The 15,605-nt window shown below is 35.9% G+C and carries 15 protein-coding genes; 6 read left to right on the forward strand and 9 right to left on the reverse strand.

The window, feature by feature from the left end; genetic code table 11:
- The first annotated feature begins 145 nt into the window (after positions 1-145).
- The 3 genes from DWZ33_RS10595 (at position 146) to DWZ33_RS10605 (ending at position 3,102) form a co-directional block, all read left to right on the forward strand.
- Positions 146-1,186: an acyltransferase gene (locus DWZ33_RS10595; protein WP_118454792.1), complete on the forward strand. Its 1,041-nt coding sequence runs from the start codon at positions 146-148 to the stop codon at positions 1,184-1,186.
- Positions 1,187-1,453: 267 nt separating this feature from the next.
- Positions 1,454-2,572, forward strand: coding sequence for an AAA family ATPase (locus DWZ33_RS10600; RefSeq protein ID WP_118454793.1), 1,119 nt, complete (start codon positions 1,454-1,456; stop codon positions 2,570-2,572).
- Positions 2,569-3,102 (forward strand): hypothetical protein, encoded by a 534-nt coding sequence (locus DWZ33_RS10605; protein ID WP_022938683.1) that lies wholly within the window; start codon positions 2,569-2,571, stop codon positions 3,100-3,102. Before DWZ33_RS10600 ends, DWZ33_RS10605 begins: the two co-directional genes overlap by 4 nt.
- A 139-nt stretch (positions 3,103-3,241) precedes the next feature.
- Here DWZ33_RS10605 and DWZ33_RS10610 read toward each other — a convergent pair whose 3' ends face one another.
- Positions 3,242-4,531 carry an MFS transporter gene (locus tag DWZ33_RS10610; protein WP_118454794.1) on the reverse strand — a complete coding sequence of 430 codons (1,290 nt, stop codon included), beginning with the start codon at positions 4,529-4,531 and terminating at the stop codon, positions 3,242-3,244.
- A 155-nt stretch (positions 4,532-4,686) separates the two neighbouring features.
- Between DWZ33_RS10610 and DWZ33_RS10615 the strand changes: the two genes are divergently transcribed.
- The gene (locus DWZ33_RS10615; RefSeq protein ID WP_118454795.1) at positions 4,687-6,456 is read left to right on the forward strand and encodes an ABC-F family ATP-binding cassette domain-containing protein; all 1,770 of its coding nucleotides are present in this window, start codon (positions 4,687-4,689) and stop codon (positions 6,454-6,456) included.
- On the forward strand, positions 6,456-8,042 hold the full coding sequence (locus tag DWZ33_RS10620) for a hypothetical protein (RefSeq protein WP_118454796.1): 1,587 nt from the start codon (positions 6,456-6,458) through the stop codon (positions 8,040-8,042). Before DWZ33_RS10615 ends, DWZ33_RS10620 begins: the two co-directional genes overlap by 1 nt.
- 197 nt (positions 8,043-8,239) lie before the next feature.
- Here DWZ33_RS10620 and DWZ33_RS10630 read toward each other — a convergent pair whose 3' ends face one another.
- Positions 8,240-8,911 (reverse strand): hypothetical protein, encoded by a 672-nt coding sequence (locus DWZ33_RS10630; protein WP_118454798.1) that lies wholly within the window; start codon positions 8,909-8,911, stop codon positions 8,240-8,242.
- 276 nt (positions 8,912-9,187) lie between these two features.
- Positions 9,188-9,385 (reverse strand): hypothetical protein, encoded by a 198-nt coding sequence (locus DWZ33_RS10635; RefSeq protein ID WP_022938678.1) that lies wholly within the window; start codon positions 9,383-9,385, stop codon positions 9,188-9,190.
- Positions 9,386-9,626: 241 nt separating this feature from the next.
- Between DWZ33_RS10635 and DWZ33_RS10640 the strand changes: the two genes are divergently transcribed.
- Complete coding sequence (locus DWZ33_RS10640; protein WP_118454799.1) at positions 9,627-10,928, forward strand: peptidoglycan recognition protein family protein; 1,302 nt, start codon at positions 9,627-9,629, stop codon at positions 10,926-10,928.
- A gap of 100 nt (positions 10,929-11,028) precedes the next feature.
- Here DWZ33_RS10640 and DWZ33_RS10645 read toward each other — a convergent pair whose 3' ends face one another.
- From DWZ33_RS10645 to DWZ33_RS10670, 6 genes are all read right to left on the reverse strand, one after another.
- Positions 11,029-11,775, reverse strand: coding sequence for a hypothetical protein (locus tag DWZ33_RS10645; RefSeq protein WP_118454800.1), 747 nt, complete (start codon positions 11,773-11,775; stop codon positions 11,029-11,031).
- A gap of 247 nt (positions 11,776-12,022) precedes the next feature.
- The gene (locus DWZ33_RS10650; RefSeq protein WP_118454801.1) at positions 12,023-12,844 is read right to left on the reverse strand and encodes a hypothetical protein; all 822 of its coding nucleotides are present in this window, start codon (positions 12,842-12,844) and stop codon (positions 12,023-12,025) included.
- Between the two features lie 156 nt (positions 12,845-13,000).
- A complete protein-coding gene (locus DWZ33_RS10655) occupies positions 13,001-13,624 on the reverse strand; it encodes a hypothetical protein (RefSeq protein ID WP_118454802.1) in 624 nt (207 codons plus the stop codon).
- Positions 13,614-13,841 carry a membrane lipoprotein lipid attachment site-containing protein gene (locus DWZ33_RS10660; RefSeq protein ID WP_118454803.1) on the reverse strand — a complete coding sequence of 76 codons (228 nt, stop codon included), beginning with the start codon at positions 13,839-13,841 and terminating at the stop codon, positions 13,614-13,616. The genes DWZ33_RS10655 and DWZ33_RS10660 overlap by 11 nt, the downstream gene beginning before the upstream one ends.
- 45 nt (positions 13,842-13,886) lie before the next feature.
- A complete protein-coding gene (locus DWZ33_RS10665) occupies positions 13,887-14,675 on the reverse strand; it encodes a hypothetical protein (RefSeq protein WP_118454804.1) in 789 nt (262 codons plus the stop codon).
- Between the two features lie 198 nt (positions 14,676-14,873).
- Positions 14,874-15,587 carry a GntR family transcriptional regulator gene (locus tag DWZ33_RS10670; protein WP_118454805.1) on the reverse strand — a complete coding sequence of 238 codons (714 nt, stop codon included), beginning with the start codon at positions 15,585-15,587 and terminating at the stop codon, positions 14,874-14,876.
- Positions 15,588-15,605 lie beyond the last annotated feature (18 nt).

Here is a 15,605-nt window from a genome sequence, read left to right on the forward strand (position 1 = left end):
CTATTTGCCGTTATGTTTATATGTATTTTATTATATCATGTTTCTGTTGTTTTTGTACTTTGAGTAAGGATTTTCATGATCTTTCATGGCATGATTGATAAAGTGAAATAAATCGGTTATTATAGTGAAAGGAAGAGGAGGCACTATGAAGCAAAGAGGACATAATTATGCATTTGATATTTTAAGGATTCTGGCGTGTTTCCTGGTAATTGTCAATCATACAAATTCAGAAGTATTTTTAGGAATGAATCCCAGTCTGACCTGGGCATTATCACTGGCATATTTTTATTTCAGTAAAATTGCGGTACCAATCTTTTTGATGATTTCAGGAGCGCTGCTGCTGCGCAGAGAGTACAGTTACAAGGAGCTGCTGATTCATAAAGTGGGGAAGATTGCGGCAGTTTTACTCTTATTTTCACTTTATATATATTTAGTTGAAGAAGGCAATGCATTCAATCTTCATGATTTTATCAATCGCATTATTGAAGCACCGATTATCACTTCTTACTGGTATTTTTATATGCTGTTAGGTGCTTATCTCATTCTGCCGTTTTTAAGAAAGATCATCATCGCCATGAAGCAGGCGGACTGGCTTTATTTCTTCATTGGCTGGGCTTTTTTCAGCGGCTTGCTGCCGGTATTGGTGCGTTATGAAATTATACCGACGGTTACTTTCTGGTTTGATGTGCAGATTATGAGTAATTTTATCGGTTATATGTTTGCCGGTTATGCAATTACTCAGACCGATTTCAGTCTTAAAGTACAGCGGTGCGGCTGGCTGCTGACACTGCTGGCAATTCCTTGTATATTAATTCTAAGCGTATACAGCGGCTTGTATGAGTTAAATACATGGGGACAGATGTATTTGATGCTGGATAATCTTTATTACCTGCCAACGATGATACTGGCGGTGCTGGTGTTTTTCACAGTCTATACGCTGGCGGGTAAATGTGAATTTAAAGGATGGTCAGGCAAAATGCTGTCCAATATTGCGGCTACGACCTTTGGCATCTATGTTGTCCATATGATTTATAATACCCATCTGAGTGTTGTACGTTATGAAATTCTTTATTTTAATAACCGTCTTGTCAGCGTCGTATTATATGAAATATTTTTATTTGCGTTCTGTGCGTTGGCGGCATGGTGTCTGAAAAAAGTACCGCTGCTTAAAAAGTTATTTGAATAACCTGAGATCCTTTGATTTCAGGTTTTTTTAATATTTGCAATTCAGAAGAGAGCATTAAAAAAATTGAATAAGAATGCAGCATTCTGCCAAAAGTTTTTTGCTAATCACATTAGATTAACAAGTGGAATATTTAATACAAAAAAATATATTAAAAATAAATAAAAAACACATAAATATATAAAATAAACAAATTAAAACAAAAAACTTGTTTTAAATAACTTATTTGGCTATAATACAAATAGATGATGGTAAAGGAAGGTAAATTATATGAAACTATTAAGAGTTCGTGCATCAAACTATAAAAACTGCTGCGATGATTTTACCATTGATCTTGTGGCAAAATCTAAAAAAACAAGCGAGGATAAGGAATATGAGCTGCAGGAGATTGCTGAAGATTTATATGTGTTTAATACAGCTGCATTCATCGGTAAGAATGCTTCTGGTAAAACTTCTGCGATTGAGCTGATGGAATGCGGTTACTCTATTCTTGGCGAGTTCCGTTTGGAAGATAAACATTATAATTATGACAATGTGAAATTAGAAATCATTTTCTATCATGAAGATACCATCTATAAATACAATACAGTTTTAAAATCTGATGCGATATTAGGAAATAAAGCCAATTTCACCGAGCAGCATATCTATCGAAAAAAATATTATAAATCAAAGAATAAAGAAATTTATTCTATCGAAGGTTTTGAAGAAATTTTCGATTTAGGAGAGCTTCCAGAAGATACTTCTATTGTGTTCTTTATTTTAAAAAAGAAAGCTACCCGAGCTATTTATTTTAACTGTGATGGTGAAGGTGCAGACACATATCGTCTAATGTTCAGAACTATGAAAAACTATAAAATTTCAAAGAATGTTCTGGCAAAAGTGATTAAGATTTTTGATGATAAGATTCAGAGTTTGGAAATGGTCGATGATAATCATTACAAACTTGTGTATCAGAATCATGTAAAAGAACTTTCTGATTCAGAACTGATTTACACTTTATCCAGCGGTACGACAAAAGGCGTACTTCTATATATAATGGTAGTTGCGGCTTTGGAAAATGGATTTGATCTGTTGATAGATGAAGTGGAAAATCATTTCCATAAGACGCTTGTTGAAAATATGATCAGCTTGTTTAAAGATAAGACGGTTAATAAAAAATCAGCAACTCTTTTATTTACTACGCATTATTGTGAAGTTTTAGATTTATTCAATCGTCAGGACAATATTTGGATTGCAAAATCAGATGATAAGATTCGCTTGGATAATATGTATGAAATCTACAATATCAGACCGGAACTTTTAAAGAGCCGTCAATTTTACAATAATGCTTTTGATACTTCTGTTAATTATGAAGATCTTATGGCATTGAAGAAGGAGCTCATGATATGAAGTATCTGATTATGTGTGAAGGTCCAAATGAACTTGAAATTATCCGATTGTTGTTGGAGCACGAACAATTAATAATTACAGAAGATGATTTATTGAATTTGATTCCTTACCATGCAAGGCAGATTGGAAATAATGCTGCGGTAAAAGCTGCGCTGAATTTGTACCATGGAGATGTACATGTACTTCGAATCGGTGATAAGCTTAATGATGAACTGAAAATTCCAAGAGAGTACAAAGGAAAAATAAAAGACATAAAAAAATATTGTACAAAACCGGAATTGGAAATGTTGCTGATACTATCTGAAAACAAAGAGTCAGATTTTGAAAAAGTGAAATCTAGAATTTCTCCTAAAACTTTCAGTAAGGAAAATGTAATCTACAACCGAATACGATACAACAATAACACGGCGTTCTATCGTGATTATTATGGTGAAAGAATTGATCTGCTGGTAGATTCAATTAAGCGTTACAAACAGCTTAAAGGAAAACATCAGAGAGATGAGCTTTATCTTGCTGACTTGCTGAAATAACCATGGTATAAATTTAGCAGGAAGTAAAGAATTACGATGAGACCTAAATGCACATAGAAAAAATTGCCAAATATAATAATAAAGCTGCGACTTTCAGAGATATTTTATTTTCTCTTACTTGCCGCAGCTTATTGAAATTTTATGCTTTAACTTCGTGATCCTTTACCATCAATAAGAAGATTGTACCTAAAACCATCAATGGAATCAGACCGAGAATAGCAATTTCTGGTTTACCGGTAACCATTGTTAATACGCTGATAATAACCGGCCCGATGATTGCAGCGAATTTAGAGAAGATTTCAAAGAAACCAAAATATTCATTGGCATCATCCTTCTCAGGAATAAGCAGGGCATAATATGAGCGGGATACGGCTTGTATACCGCCTTGAAACATGCCGACTAAGAAGCCTACGACCCAGATCAGGTTCGCGTTTTTAGAGAGCTGGCTGCCAACCAGTACAATTATCAGATAACCCATGATTGCTGTCAGAATCATTTTTTTACCGCCGAATCGAGTCGCCAGCCGGCCGAAGATAATTGAACCTGGGCAGGCGATAATATTGATGAATATGACAACTCCCAATGAGACAATCTGATCAATGCCCATATCCGTAGCTAATGAAATAGCCATTGAGATAACAGTGTTAACCGCATCAATATAGAAAAAATAGGCAAGGCAGAACAGGAATACGTTACGATTTTTACTTAGATTTTTAAAAGTAGCAAATAAACGCTTAAAGCTCTCTCTTACAACATGCGGTACTTCTTCGTGATAATGAATTTGATGTACATTGCGGATGATGGGTCTTGAATACGCAAACCACCAAGCAACTGCACAAACCATGGATATTGTAATTGCCAGACGATTTGTCAGTTTAAATCCGCCGATCATGATATAACCAAGCTCACCGCCGAATAAAGTAACTAATGCGAAAGGGATAATGAAAACGATAAAAGGCAGAACTGAACCGATATATCCCCATGCATAACCGGCAGCCGAAACAGTGTGAGTGCGCTCATCTGTCGTAACGTCAACCAGAAAAGCATCATAGAAAATATTAGCACCAGTATAACCGATCATTGCCAGAACATATAGAATAACACAGGCGCGCCAGTCAAAGAACGGCATGGCTAACAGAAAACCAGTAATGATACCAAGATAGAGGAAAAATTTAAAGAAGCGTTTCTTTTTCCCTTTATAATCAGCAATCGTCCCCAGAATAGGTGATAAAAAAGCAAGAATTAAAGCATAGGCAGCATTTGCCCAGCCGACATAAACCGTGCTGTCACCTGGTGTGATAGAAGCAATCAGCAATGGAAATAATACTGTCATCGTCGTTAATACCTGTGCGGAATTACCGATATCATAGAGAACCCAGCTGGTTTCTTCTTTTGTATAGCCCAATTTTGTAAGTATTTTAGTAAACATAGATTCAGCTCTCCTTCATTTCTCCATAATCATATCAAAAAATAAGATGGAATTGTTACTTTTAATGAAATATTTACAATTTAATTCACCGCGTCTTCCCTTTCTTTCAAAGCATGACCGGTTTATGGTATACTAGCTTGGAAGAGGTGATTTGATTGCTGATTTCAATAGATAAGCTAAATAAAACATTTAATGAGAAAGTGATTCTGAAAGATGTTTCACTAAATGTCAATGATAAAGATAAGATTGGTATCATCGGTGTGAATGGTACTGGAAAGTCTACCTTATTAAAAATATTGGCAGATAAGGAGCCAAGTGAGAGCGGTACGATTCTCAAAAGCAGCGGCAAGAAAATATTATATCTGCCCCAAAATCCTGAGCTTGACCGGTATAAATCTATTTTTGAGGTTGTTCATGAAGGCTTAGATGCCAAAAAGGATGATCATCAGGAGTATGAAGTAAAAGCAATTCTTACTAAGCTGGGAATTGTTGATCTAAATCAGAGCATCGCAACCTTGAGCGGCGGTCAGCTGAAACGGGTGGCACTGGCCTGTGTGCTGATGCGTGAGAGCGACTGTCTGCTTCTTGACGAGCCGACGAACCACTTGGACGCAGAAATGGTAACATGGTTAGAAAAGCGGCTGGCACAATATAACGGCAATATTCTTATGGTAACCCATGACCGGTATTTTCTTGATCGTGTATGCAACCGCATTATTGAATTAGACCATGGTCAATGTTCAACCTTTACCGGCGGCTATGCTAATTATTTAAAACTAAAAGCTCAGCAGGAAGAAATGGCATTGGCCAGTGAACGCAAGAGACAGACCATCCTGCGTAAAGAATCGGAATGGATATCAAGAGGCGCGCTTGCCAGATCGACAAAGAGCCGTGAACGTATTGAACGTTTTAATAAGCTGAATGAGCAAAGCGGCCCTCAGCAGAAAAGCAATGTATCATTAAATACCGTTGAATCAAGACTGGGTAAGAAAACGATTGAGATTGAGGGTCTTTCAAAAGCCTTTGACGGCAAGGTGCTGTTTCAGGATTTTAGTTACAATCTGCTGCGCAATGACCGTATTGGTATTGTGGGACCTAATGGCAGCGGTAAATCTACACTGCTGAATCTGTTAGCTGGCAGACTTCAGCCTGATTGTGGAACAATTACGATTGGTGAAACGGTGCGCATTGGTTATTTTTCTCAAATGAGTGAGGAATTAGATCCACAGAAACGTGTTATTGATATTATTACTGATATCTCAGATTCAATTGAAACAACTGAGGGTATCTGTACAGCTTCTCAGATGTGTGAGAAATTTTTGTTTGACGCGAAAGCACAATGGAGTCAAGTCAGCCGCTTATCCGGCGGTGAAAAACGACGGTTATATTTATTGAGTATTTTGATGGCTAAACCAAATGTACTGTTTTTTGATGAACCGACCAATGATCTTGATATTGAAACGCTGACTATCCTTGAAGAATTTCTGGAAACCTTTAACGGTGCATTGATTACGATCAGTCATGACCGCTACTTTCTTGATAAGGTTGTCGATAAGATTTTTGCCTTTGAAAATGGCAGTATACGCTCATATCCTGGCGGTTACACCGATTATGAAGAGAAGCGGCAGCCTTTAGAAAAGAAAGAAAAGGAAAAGGGTGTGCGGGTTAGAAGTGCTATTCCGCAGATGACCAGCAAAGAGAAAAAAGAATTTGAAGGCATTGACCAACGGCTTGAGGAAATTGGTGAGGAACTGAAACGGATTGATGAAGAAATTGCGGAGCATGCAAATGATTTCACAATGCTTCAGACATTAAGTCAAAAAAGAGACAGCGTTGAGGCTTTACAGGCAGAAACCGAAGAAAGATGGCTTTATCTGAACGATCTTTACCAGAAGATCCAAGACTTTAAACAAGGTAAATTCTGATGAAGAAATATTTGCTTGTACTGTTATGTTTCTTGCTTGCCGGCTGCCAGCAGCCAATAAAAGAAGAACCGCTGCAGAAAACAACGCTGTTTGATAAAGCATCATCGTCAGACATTGAAAAAATCATTGTCAGCGATGCGGAATCAGCACAGATTATTCGCAATCCCAAGCAGATTCATAACTTGCTTGTATATCTTAAAGATTTATCAGCTGCTGATGAAAAGAGAACGGAAAAAGAAAACTTTGTGGTAATAGTATACGCGGATAACAGCAGTGAGCGTTTTACGTTTAGTGAAGAACAGATCTGCGCACAAGCTTGTGCAAAATGGGATCAGGCTTCCTTCATGAAATTGGCGGCAGCAGATGCTAAGCATATTAAATATACAGAGATACCAGCTTTTTTATCTGATGCTCTTGCTGAACCATTAAAAAAGGCTGTGTTTTTTCAACCGTGCGAGGAAGCAATGTGTAAAGCCGACCAGTTAAAGGATGAAGCGTTGGATGATTTCCAGCTTTATCTAAGAATGCTTGCATTTGGGAAAAAAGCGGAAAAGCCAAAGGAAATTACTGATTATATACAATTAACGACGCTTTCTAACTCAACAATTCTGCTATGCCTGTCCATGAATGAAGAGGGACGCTTTATCGGCCTAAATGATGAATGGGTAAACTTTGATTTTCAGGATGCTGTCTTATCAAAGCAGCTTTCAGAATATATGCTGAAAACAGTTCAGGTAAAGAATCCTGTCTATCGGCAAAGCACTGTCTTTGATGACGGTGTCGGCGCCCAGCTTGAAATCAATGGCTTTATTTATGATGAAGAAACCCATGAATTTACCCGTGAATCAACGCCTAAAGGTATCATTAATGAAACAACGATTCAGTTTATCGATGATGAGCATATCAGTAGTTATAACCTGCTTTCAGATACATCGCAGTTTGATATGGGTGAGGGTGTCAGCTGTACTTATTTTTTGAATGCTCAAGATAGTGAGGGCTGTACGCTTGATGAAGCTAAAGCAAAGTATCTTGATTTAAGAACCCAAATTGATGAGCTATTTAATGCCATGGAGCTGACGATGAGTGATGTCAGAGCTTTCTTAATCAATGAAAAGGAAAAGCGTTTCACTGAGCAGCTGTCTGAACTTTATCCTGAAGACACTGCGGATAAACCGATGCTGGGTAACGTTACAGATCTTGACAGCTATCTTATGCAGCTTGGTTATACAAAAGATGGGTTTACTTATACGGCATCAGTTACTGATCCTATTTATGGCAAGCTTATTATCAGCTATCAGGCAAAGGATTTAATATTTAAGATACAGCAGGATGAGAGCTACGCGCAGCTGCGGCTTGGTTCAGAATATGGGGAGGGGGTTGATGCCAACGATCCTCAACAAGCAGTATGTTCGATAGATTTTATAAGTGGTTTGCCGGTAGGTGACTGTCTCAATGCCCGATATTATTCAGAGTCAGGCAGACATCTCAATGCCCGTCATGTTCTAATGGGATGGCAGCATCAATTATCGCTGAGCGATGAAGAACTGGTTCAATATGCAGAAATGCTGTCAGAAAATGAAGGGTAAACATATTGTTTGTGGATGCTGGCAGGAAGATTTTAAAGAAGCTATTAACGACGGCGGAGATCTTAATGGCTGTGTGTTATTTCTCACATAAGCGATCCTATCTGATCTTAATAAAAGAGAAAGCAGGATATCCTTTTCAAGATTTCCTGCTTGGTAATGCTAAGGCAGCGGTACTTATTTCTGCATACAAGATCTAGTTAAATTATAAATGCTAACAGCATAGCAAGGTAAGACAATTTTGTATTCCTATTTAGAACTAAATACATCATTCCATACATGAGTGCAAATGCCATTACACCTAATCCTGTAACGACACTTCCTTGTGATAAAATATGGATTGCACCCCATGTACAGCATAATATAATTCCACCAAAAGGAATACTGCTTTCTCTCTTTATTAATGATTCGATAAATTTTTGACCAAATACAACTATTAAAAAAACTAATCCAACTTCAAATATGTAATAAAGGTATTGGAAAAAAAATTCTACAATGCCTTTTTTACTGAATTCTCCAAAAATTTTTAAAGTTCCCCAGTCATAAACATTTAGAAGAATACAAGCAATAATCAGAATTAAACTGACGGTCAACCCTTTTATTGATACTTTATTATTATTCATATTCATAATATTGTAATCTAATTTCTTTTGAGAACTCTTCATAAGCCAAACAGTAATTACAGCCCAACAAATAATTGTCAAAATCCAATGGATAACTTTTTGCATGATGTCATATTCACTCGCTTTACCTAAAAACATAGGTTCTACAAAACTTAATAATACGATTTCTAAACCCAAACCGGCAAAAGCATATAGTGCATACCATAAGTAATCCCAAACATTATAATTTCTGTTTTCTGATGACTTCATATCGATATATCCTTTCAAAACTAAGCTTTTAGCTTTTTACATTTTACCATACTCCCGCTATTTTTTCTATCTACATTCAAAAGGAGTCATTTATGTATCATGAATTACAGCGGATGAATCTTTGAAATGGTAAAAATGGGCGCAGATACTGTCAACGTTGCGCAAGCGCCTATCCGATTATGCAGAATAAGGAGCATTGCTGATATCTAAAAAAGACTATGACATTAAAAGTGAAATTACTCATCACTCTTAAGAATCATAGTCTTTTCTTGGTAATTAATTGAAGCAAGCTGAATTATTCTGCAGATAATTTAAACCAATCGGTGTAAGCTGAAGATCACTTTCAATGAATCCACAATGACATGCCTGAGAAATCAAGCGTGACTCCCTTTCCTTTAATTGATGAAGTTCGCCTTCATCGATACCCTGACGTAAGCAGTTAAGTAAGTTGATCAATTCTTCTTTATTTTGCATATTCCTGTTCCTCCTGCATATACAATAACATTGAATCAAACATTATGAATGTAACGATCTTAGCATTTGCTTTGATCTTTCCAGAAATATTATATCAGATAAGTTTTTTAATAAAATAATTGTAATTCAGAATTGTTTGTGCTATGAAATGTTAAAAATTGCCAGTATTCCCTAATCACAAAAAATAACATTTTTTTTCTACATATTTCGTGTTAAACTTTATAACTAGGGAGGCAGAAAAATGAAGAAAAGATTTTGTATTCTTTTATTGTGTCTGACATGTGTATTTTCTTTCACAGTGCAGCCAATAAAAGCCGAGGAGTATCAGCGGGAGGGTGTTTGGATCATTAATGTCAGTGAACCGGCTGAATTGAATAAGGATGCGGATCTGGACAGTGATAAAACATCTGAGCTTGAGACTGGTGTTTATATGTCTTATGAAAGACATAACAACTTTTATAAAGTAGAAGCTGATGGTGAGGAACAGTGGCTTTATAAGTATCCATATGTAGAAGTAAAGGAAATTGTCGATATGAACAATGATTCCCTTACCTTGTATATGGATAAAGAACTGTATTCTGATCCTTTTGATGAGGATGAGTATAAAAATGGCACTACTTTACCGCAGGGTCAGTATAAGATTACTCAAAAAGCCTTTGACTGGCTGTATATTGATGATGGAACATATCAGGGATGGTTTGAAGCTGAATTAGGTCAGGCTGTTTTTGATAACACGATTGGCGAATATGCAGATCCTGAAATCGAAGGTGTAGCTTATAAAACGCAGATTATCAATTATTCAGATAATCGCCGGCCAGGCTATACAATGATTCCTAAGTATATTACGATACATAACACAGCGAATAAAAATGAAGGTTCAGATGCTCAGCGTCATGCTGATCTGCAGAGTAATCCGAACAACAAGACCGTATCCTCATGGCATTTTACCGTCGATGATCATCAGATTATTCAAAGTATGCCATTGAATGAGATTGCATATCATGCAGGTGACGGTATGTCTACGGGTAACGGTGATTCAATCGCTATTGAAATCTGTGAAAACAGTGATGGTGATTTCAACAAGGCTTTTGACAATACAGTACAGTTAGTAGCTCATCTGCTTGCGGATCTGCATCTTGATATTGACGCTGTAAAAATGCACCGTGACTGGTCAGGAAAAAATTGTCCGAATGTTATTATCGGCGAGGATCGCTGGGATGAATTCCTGACAAAAATTCAAGAAGCTTATGATGACCTGATTATTCCTGAATCACCGGTAGTTGGCTGGTATCAGGCTGTTGATGGTTATTGGTATTATTACAATGAAGACGGCACAATGGCGGTTTCTAAATGGATTGCTTCCGGTGCCAACTGGTTCTATATGGACGGCAAAGGGCGCATGGGAACGAATCTATGGATTGCAACCACTGAAGGCCGCTGGTATTATGTCGATGGTGACGGTAAGATGGTCTATAATCAGTCAGTAGATGGCTGCTGGATCAATTCTTATGGTATTTATCGTTCACCGCTTTGGCAGGGTTAATGAGTCTTAAATAAATAAGGAGCAGTGAAATAGATACGTGGGTATTTGTTTCACTGCTTTTTGAATGGGGATTAGAAAAATATAGCATTATTTAACTTAGTCATTCACTTAAATTAATGATGATTTTGAGATCGGGGTTCTGTCCTTGACCTGATACTTTAAGATTGAGAATCACATTCAAATGATTATTTTCATCCACAAACAAAAGACTGCCATCATCAAGAGAAACTGAATAATTATCATTAAGTGGTATTGCGATTTTCTCTGTGTCATAAAGACATTCATATTCTACTGTACTATCTGATATACAACCTCTTTTTATTACTTCTGCTTCAGCTATTTTTGATGCGCTTTCCATCGTAAGTCCGAAGTTTTCTAATAATTCGGAATTAGTAATCTCTCTGCCATCTAATAAACTAAATGTTCTTGTTCCCCAAAGATAATACCCGCCAGATAGTGACTTAGACAGTATTGAGATGTATTTTTCACTGACCTGCCAAGTAAACGCACCAGCATAAACTCGCCAGTTATACACTCCGGATTTCGTAACAGGGTTGCCATCTTTGTCTAATGGTGGTGAAGGATTGTTGTATTCATCAGCATCCTCACTATCAATATTTAAAAAGATAGGATAACCTTGTTTGTCTCTTTCACAATACACGTTCAACCATTCTTCTAATGTTGCTTCTGAATAATCATAGTATTTCTCATCATTTTCATCTTCATAATAAACCCAATCTTTTGTATCATCAATTTTCTTCACATATTCATGTTTTGCTTTTGATGGGGCTTGCACACACCCTGCGATCATTGCCATCGTTAATGAGATTGTTAGTATTTTTTTCATATTTCCACCTTTTATTAAGACTTAATTATAAGGCCTGTTTCTGTTACAGCATAAGGATAATCTTGTTGACTTTCTTCACAAAAATGACTTTTCATTATACAAATTAACTGGTTTTGTATTTTTCATCATTTTCTACCTCATGTATAAAAGTATACGATTTTTATACTTATATAATATTCCCACAAAACTAAGTGGGTGAGCTATTTTTAGATGTTGAGATTTTAAACATACTCTTGTTATTATGCATCTATTTTATTGAAAATTGTTTATAATATTTGTAGCCTTGTTCATTACTACATGACCATAGAATATTCAACTGATTATCAACCATAAAGATATAATTATAATTAATATCATTAACATCAAAATCTTGCCAGTAGTAACAGGATGTTAGGTTAAAAGGATAATCACAAGCTATTTCATAATTTTCATCAAAAGTACGTTTTAATAATTCTTTTACTTGTAAATTGTCCAGAAGCACTTTCTCTAAAAGTTCTTCATTTGTCAGTGTTTTACCAGAGAATAAGTCAAAATTATAGATATAGGTATCGCTGGTCCAACCTGAACCAGGGAGAAATAAGCATGAACGAATTAAAACGGATAAGATTTCCTCGTTTTCAAATGCTTTTACTTTAAATACATGTTCACCCCTAGATTTAGGATCAGCAAGTTTTGATTGCACTTGTTCCTGAATCCAACTGTTGATATTTTCTGCATCAATGCTGTCCATATTAATCGTAAAATCTTGAATTTCGGGTGTATATGTTACGATTGTACTGAACCAGTTTTCCAGTTCATTACCTGATGTAAATTCTGAATCAAGTATTGTCTGTTTCATATCAAGATATGCAAAATCCATATCTGAAGTATGAATGTCATTAATGTACACCCAATCTTTTGTCTCATCGATTTTCTTTACATACTTAGTTTCTTCCGGCTTTTCCTGATCCACAGTTTTTTCAGGCTGTTCAACAACTGGCGGTTCTTCTGGGGTCTCTGACGCCGGCGGTGTTTGAACACACCCTGCCATCATAGCCATCAACAGAAAACTTATTATTATCTTTATCATTGTTTTCCACCTCATTTATCGAAACATACGATTTTTAAGCCCCGGTCTATAAAAGCAAATAATTAAATAGGTTCCTACTTACTAATGAGTAGATAAAATCGGGTTATTTTTGAATCATGATCATTATAAGGTATTCTTCTCAAAGTAACTTTACTTTTATTTTAATGCAACTTTATGAAAAAGAATACGTCCATTAAAATTGAAATCATATACTCCTAATATGAAATATAGATTATTTTCATCAGGAACTAATAATGAATATTCAGAGTATTCATAACCAATTGTATTGTATTTCTGATTTCTATTTAACACCATCATGCCCTGTGTACCTTCAATTCGCTCTGAAGTATTTTCGGGTTCCTTGTAATATAAATTATCACTGCCATATTTGTCTATCTTATCTTGAATTGTTGATTCTTCAACATTAAATAGTCGTACTAGATCATCATTAGTTAATAATTCACCTGTATGAAGATCAATATGAAATGCCATGTAGTAGACTACACCAGTAGAAAACGGTATAAAGTCACCACTCTTTTTGATAATCGTTAAAATATCATCAGTTATGATCCATTTCCACTCGCAAAATAAGGATGCTGGCTCGTCATACAATTCAGTAAAATATTCATTCAAAGACTTAGCAGCTTCACTATCTATATTTAAGATAAGATGTTCATCCTTTGGATCTGGCATATAAAATATTGCCATCCATTGCAGTAAATCATTTTTATCAAAATCTGTAAATGGATAATCGTAATCTGCTAATTTTTTAAAAATCATCACTATAAGCTTTATCTTTGATTTCATCTATATAAACGTATTCTTTTGTCTCATCGATTTTCTTAACATACTTAGTTTCTTCCGGCTTCTCCTGTTCCACAGTTTTTTCAGGCTGTTCAACAACCGGCGGTTCTTCTGGCTTGTCAGTCTCTGATGGTGTTTGCACACATCCCGCTATCATTGCCATCAATAAAAAACTTATTAGTATTTTTTTCATGTCTTTCCACCTTGTCTTTCCACTCATTAAAATCAATTCTATGATTTAATTTAATTTGATTTTCTGAAATACGATATTACCTGACATGGCTTTAGAATAATATCCGATGATATAATATAAATCATTATTATCTACAATCAGTAATGATTTATTACTGTATTTTGTTGTATATTCTTTTCCTAGTAGTAATTGTTGTTTTACAATGAAAGAATCATCATCAGGAAGCTTGGTTTCTGATATATATTCATTCACAATATTTTGAACATCACTACTCGTTAATCCATATACCGACAACAGATCGTCATTGGACATTAATTCACCTGATTTCAGATCAATATGATATGCCTCCAAGAAAATAGGCAGCATGTGGGGTGCTAGTGAACCGTACTTATTTACAATCGTAATCATGGCATCATTTATGAACCATTTAAATTCATAAATAAAATTTACAGGATCTTTATATCCTGCTTCAAAATCTTCATTTATTGCAGAAACACTTTCGGCGTTTATATTTACAATTAGTTTCTCTTTTTTAGGTGCATCATCAAATGGAAGGGTTAGCCAATCAAGAAAAACATAATAATTCATCTGATTTAATACGGGATTTAATTCCAAATCATTTTTTGTAACAACTTCCTGTTCCTTGATATACACCCAATCCTTAGTTTCATCAATTTTTTCTATATACTTAATTTCTTTCGGCTTATCCTGTTCCACAGGTTTTTCAGGCTGTTCAACAACCGGCGGTTCTTCTGGCTTGTCTGTCTCTGATGGTGTTTGAACACAACCCGTTGTCATAGCTATCAATAAGAAACTTATTAGTATTTTTTTCATATCTTCCCACCTCGTTATTATAAGTATACGATATTTGCCGCAGGATTCCTATGTTATGCGCTGCTAAGAAAATAACATAAGAAATTAGTAAGAGAATAATGATGACATGGATATTCATTGCATTGGTAAAGGTATCGGCAAATTATAATAATAAAGAGCAAACAGATTTCCAATTTTAATCTGAATGCTCTTTTTGTTTTATTTCTTCTTCATATACTGCAGCTGGTACTTGGGTGAATTGAGATATTGTTCCGTATAATCGACAACCATGCCCTCAATCGTAAATGTAGTATTATTAATTTTTATGATGGGAGTCAGCGGGTCAAGGTCGAATTTCGCCGCGGTTTCCGTATCTGGCAGGATGGGAGTAGTCAGATGCATAGCAAAATCGATGGTATACCCGCATTTGCGGATATAATCAAACTTGCTGTTCTCAAGCCATTGTATTGAAAGGTCAGGGAAAATTTTTACTGGCATATATGATTCTTCAATCTGCAGCAGGATGCCGTCCCCATAACGGTGTCGGATAAAATGATAAACTTGGTCATTCGGTTCGATGCCTAAGATGCTGGCAAGGCAATTATCACAGCAGATAATGGAAAAGGCTGTGACCTTTGTGCTGGCAGCACGGCCGTGCGATTTCATTTCTTCATTAAATCCACGGTATTCGACTGTCTTGTTAGTAAAAAAGCGCTCCTTGACAACTGTTCCATAACCAGGCTTTCTAGTCAGCAGATCCGCCTCGACAAGCCGATCGGTTGCTTTTCTGACCGTGACTCTTGATACATGATAAAGGTTCATGAGTTCTTGTTCCGTAGGAATGATTTCCCCAGCTTTATAATAATTGGTCTGAATCTTCTCCCGCAGGTCATGGTAAATTTTTTCATATAAAGGTATTTTATTTGTATGCATGATTTCACCTCGTACTCA

This window comes from Dielma fastidiosa, from assembly GCF_003475485.1.
In the GTDB taxonomy this organism is placed as follows: Bacteria; Bacillota_I; Bacilli_A; order Erysipelotrichales; family Erysipelotrichaceae; genus Dielma; species Dielma fastidiosa.